Annotated in this window: 2 protein-coding genes; both read right to left on the bottom strand. The window is 67.2% G+C overall.

Going from position 1 to position 3,394, the window contains the following annotated elements:
• Nucleotides 1-48: 48 nt before the first annotated feature.
• A complete protein-coding gene (locus tag QMX80_RS18845) occupies nt 49-495 on the bottom strand; it encodes a DUF2147 domain-containing protein (protein ID WP_055764584.1) in 447 nt (148 codons plus the stop codon).
• A 121-nt stretch (nt 496-616) separates the two neighbouring features.
• The coding region (locus tag QMX80_RS18840) for a M1 family aminopeptidase (RefSeq protein WP_282278701.1) at nt 617-3,394 on the bottom strand (2,778 nt) is incomplete at its 5' end.

Raw genomic sequence — 3,394 nt, 5'->3', positions numbered from 1 at the left:
ACCCGGCCTTGGCCGGGTTTCGCGGGGTCGGCAGGCGGCGGGTGCACCTTACATGCGTTCCCAGGTCTGCGACTTGCAGATGAACATGATGCAGCCGGAGACCTGCAGCTTGGCGCCGCCTTCGATCAGCTCCATCTTCGACTTGTAGACCTTGCCCTCGTCGGGCTTGAGGATGTTGCCGCCGCTCCACTTGTTGGCGCCGTCGGCGCGCATGTCGCGGATGATCTCCATGCCGGTGATCGGCTTGTCCTTGCGGTCGTCGCTGCACTTGTCGCAGGTCGGGTTGGGACGGCTGGGGTTGAGCAGTTCGACGATGCGGCCGTGCAGGCTGCCGTTGCTGGCGCGGCTGATCTCGACGATGGACTTGGCGCGGTGGGTATCCGGGTCGATCTGGCGCCAGCGGCCTTCGGCGCTGGTGTTGTCGGCCTGCGCGGCGGTGATGCCGGCCATGGCCAGCGGCAGGGCCAGCAACAGGGTCTTGAAGGTCTTGCGCATGTGTCCCCTCCCAGGGCAGGTGTCGTGGTCCGGAGTTACCGGTTGCTGGCGAATGTATACCCATTCGCTGCGGTACGGAATCCGCACCGCAGCACTCCGGGTCAGGGTCGGGCCATGGGTCTCATTGCAGCGTGATCCGCTTGCGGTTGTCGGCCGAGACGCGGTCGATCAGCTTGTTGTAGGGATCGAAGCCGGCCTCGTCGGGGCGCGCGTCGACGGTCACGGTGAGCTGCGGGGCCGCCTCGGTGATGTGGTGGCGCTGCAGGTACAGCACCTTCTCGTCGCGCTCCTTGCCCGAGGCGCCCTTGGCGAACACGCCGACCTCGATCCAGTCGTCCAGCGTCCCGGGCGTTTCCTTGCCGATCCCGTCCGCATAGCGCTTGTCGGCGTGCAGCTTCAGGGTCACGTCGTAGCGGCCGTCGGCGCGCCGCGTGGCGGTGGCATCGACCACGCGGTTGTCGTAGAAGCTGATCTTCTCGAACAGGTCGGTGATCAGCCCCTGCTGCTCCGGTCCGGCCTCGGCGCGGATGAAGTCCAGCAGTTCGGCCGAGGTGGTGTACGGCGGCTGCTGGAAGGCCTTGGCCTGGATGAAGCGCGCGAGCGCGCGGTTCAGGGCCTGCTCGCCCATCTCCTCGCGCAGGCGGTAGAACACCATCGAGCCCTTGCGGTAGTGGATGTACTGCTGGTTCTCCACGCGGTACAGCGGCAGCTCCTGCACGTCCTCGCCGCCGCGGCCGGACAGGTAGCGGTCCAGCTCGGTCTTGAGGAACTGGCGCATGTGGGCGCGGCCGTACTCCTTCTCCATCACCATCAGCGCCGAGTACTGCGACAGCGATTCGGACAGCACCGTCGCGCCCTGCACGTTGGCGCCGATGACCTGGTGCGCCCACCACTGGTGCGCGATCTCGTGCGCGGTGACGTAGAACACGTAGTCGATGTCGTCGGGCCGGCGCAGGTCGGCGATGAAGCCGATCGACTCGGAGTAGGGGATGGTGTTGGCGAAGCTCTGCGCGAACGACTGGTAGCCGGGGAACTCCAGGATGCGCACCTGCCGGTGCTGGTACGGGCTGAAGTTGGCTTCGTAGTAGGCCAGCGATTTCTGCACGCCCTCGATCATCCGGTCCACGTTGTAGGGATGCTTGGGGTCGTAATAGATCTCGATCGGGATGTCCTTGTACGCGCCCTTCTTCACCGCCCAGCGTGCCGACAGGTAGGCGTAGAAGTTCAGCATCGGCCGGTCCATGGCGTAGTCGAAGCAGCGGCGCCCGTCGCGCTCGTATTCCTTCTGCAGGTAGCCCGGCGCCAGTGCGATCTGGTCCGGCGCGGTGCAGATGGTGCTGCGGAACGCCAGCCAGTCGGCATCGTTGGAAATGTAGGTATTGGCGCGCGCGGCCTCGTCCTCCAGCCTGGGCATGCGCGTAGGCTCGCCCAGGCCGCGCTTGCGGCGCTCGTTGCGGTCCTCGATCTCGGCGCCGGCGTTGTAGCCGAAACCGGGCAGGACGCCGCTGTTGAAGAACGTACCGTTGTCGACGATGCGGGACTGCGCGCGGCCGGCGGGAATGCCGTCGGGGTGGATGTCGACGGTGAAGCGGATGTCGCGCTCCTCGCCCGGCTGCATCGGCGTGTCCAGCGTGTAGATGCGGTAGCCGACGTCGGCGTCGTTCTTGTCCAGCCTGGCCGCGCCCAGGTCCAGCGCGGTCAGGGTCTTGTCGTCGGCGATGGCGATGTGCAGCTGCGGGATCGCCACGGCATGCGTGTTGCGGATGCGGTAGCGGCCATCGATGCGCACCGACTGCGTCTCCGGATGCAGGTCGATGCGGTTGTCCACGGCGACGATGCGCGGCTGCGGCAGGTCCTTGAACCTGCGGTAGGTCTTCTCGTAGTAGGCGAGCTGGTCCAGCCTGGCATCGGGCGAGAGGTACTCGTTGCGGATGTTGGTGTTCCAGTACAGCCAGCCGCCGCAGGCGGCGAAGGCGAGCGTGGCCGTGCCCAGCGCCACGCCCAGCCCACCGCGCAGGCGCTGGCGGGCAAGGCGCAGCCGGGTGCGCAGGCCGCCATCCACGCCGCGCACCCACAGTGCCGCGCACAGCAGCAACAGGACGAGCAGGCACAACGCCCAGTAGCCCTGGAAGGCGAGTTGCGCGGTCAGGAAGTGGCCGTAGCCGTTCATGTCCGAATACGGGGCATTGGGCGCGCTGGCGTAGTTGTAGATGTCCTGGGCGTAGTCGAGCAGGCCCAGCACCGACTGCCCGATCAGCACCAGGATCAGCAGCGCATAGCCGAGGAACTTGTTGTTGCTCAGCACCTGCAGCACCAGCGCCATGCCGCCCATCAGCACGAACACGGTGGAGTTCAGCAGCAGGGTCTTGGCGTACAGCAGCGGTTCGATGTGGGTGTAGCCCTTGGCCAGCTGCAGCAGGATCGAGGCCACACCGCCGATGGCCTGGAAACCCAGCACCACGGCGATCAGCGCCAGGAACTTGCCCAGCAGCGGCACCCAGTTCGGCACCGGCGTGGCGTCGGTGATGCCGGCGATGCGCGCGGTACGTTCCTTCCACACCAGCTCGCCGGCGTAGAACAGCACGATCAGCACCAGCAGCCAGCTGTAGCTGCCCTGCAGGGCCTCCAGCATCTGCGAGGTGACCGGCCAGGTCGGCGTGCCGTACAGGCTCTGGCGGAACAGCGCCGAGGGGATGAAATTGGCCAGGCCCAGCAGCAACAGCACGATGAAGGGGATGCTGCGGAAGATGCCGAGAGTGTCGAAACGCACCTGCCGCGCCAGCTGGCGCAGGCTGCTGGCGGCGCCGAAGTCCGGGGTCACGCGCGGTGCGGCGACGGCCGCGCGCGTACTGGAGGCCGCTGCCGGCTGCCTGCCGCGCTGGCGCCGGCTGGCGCGGCC

The sequence above is a fragment of the Stenotrophomonas sp. PS02297 genome (assembly GCF_029959705.1).
GTDB classification, from domain to species: Bacteria; Pseudomonadota; Gammaproteobacteria; order Xanthomonadales; family Xanthomonadaceae; genus Stenotrophomonas; species Stenotrophomonas nitritireducens.
The sequence above is the reverse complement of the archived record's forward strand: the minus strand, read 5'-3'. Positions and strand labels throughout refer to the sequence as shown.

Coding starts and splice junctions, on each gene's coding strand:
- QMX80_RS18845 (WP_055764584.1), bottom strand. CDS start 495: ATGCGCAAGACCTTCAAGACCCTGTTGCTGGCCCTGCCGCTGGCCATG.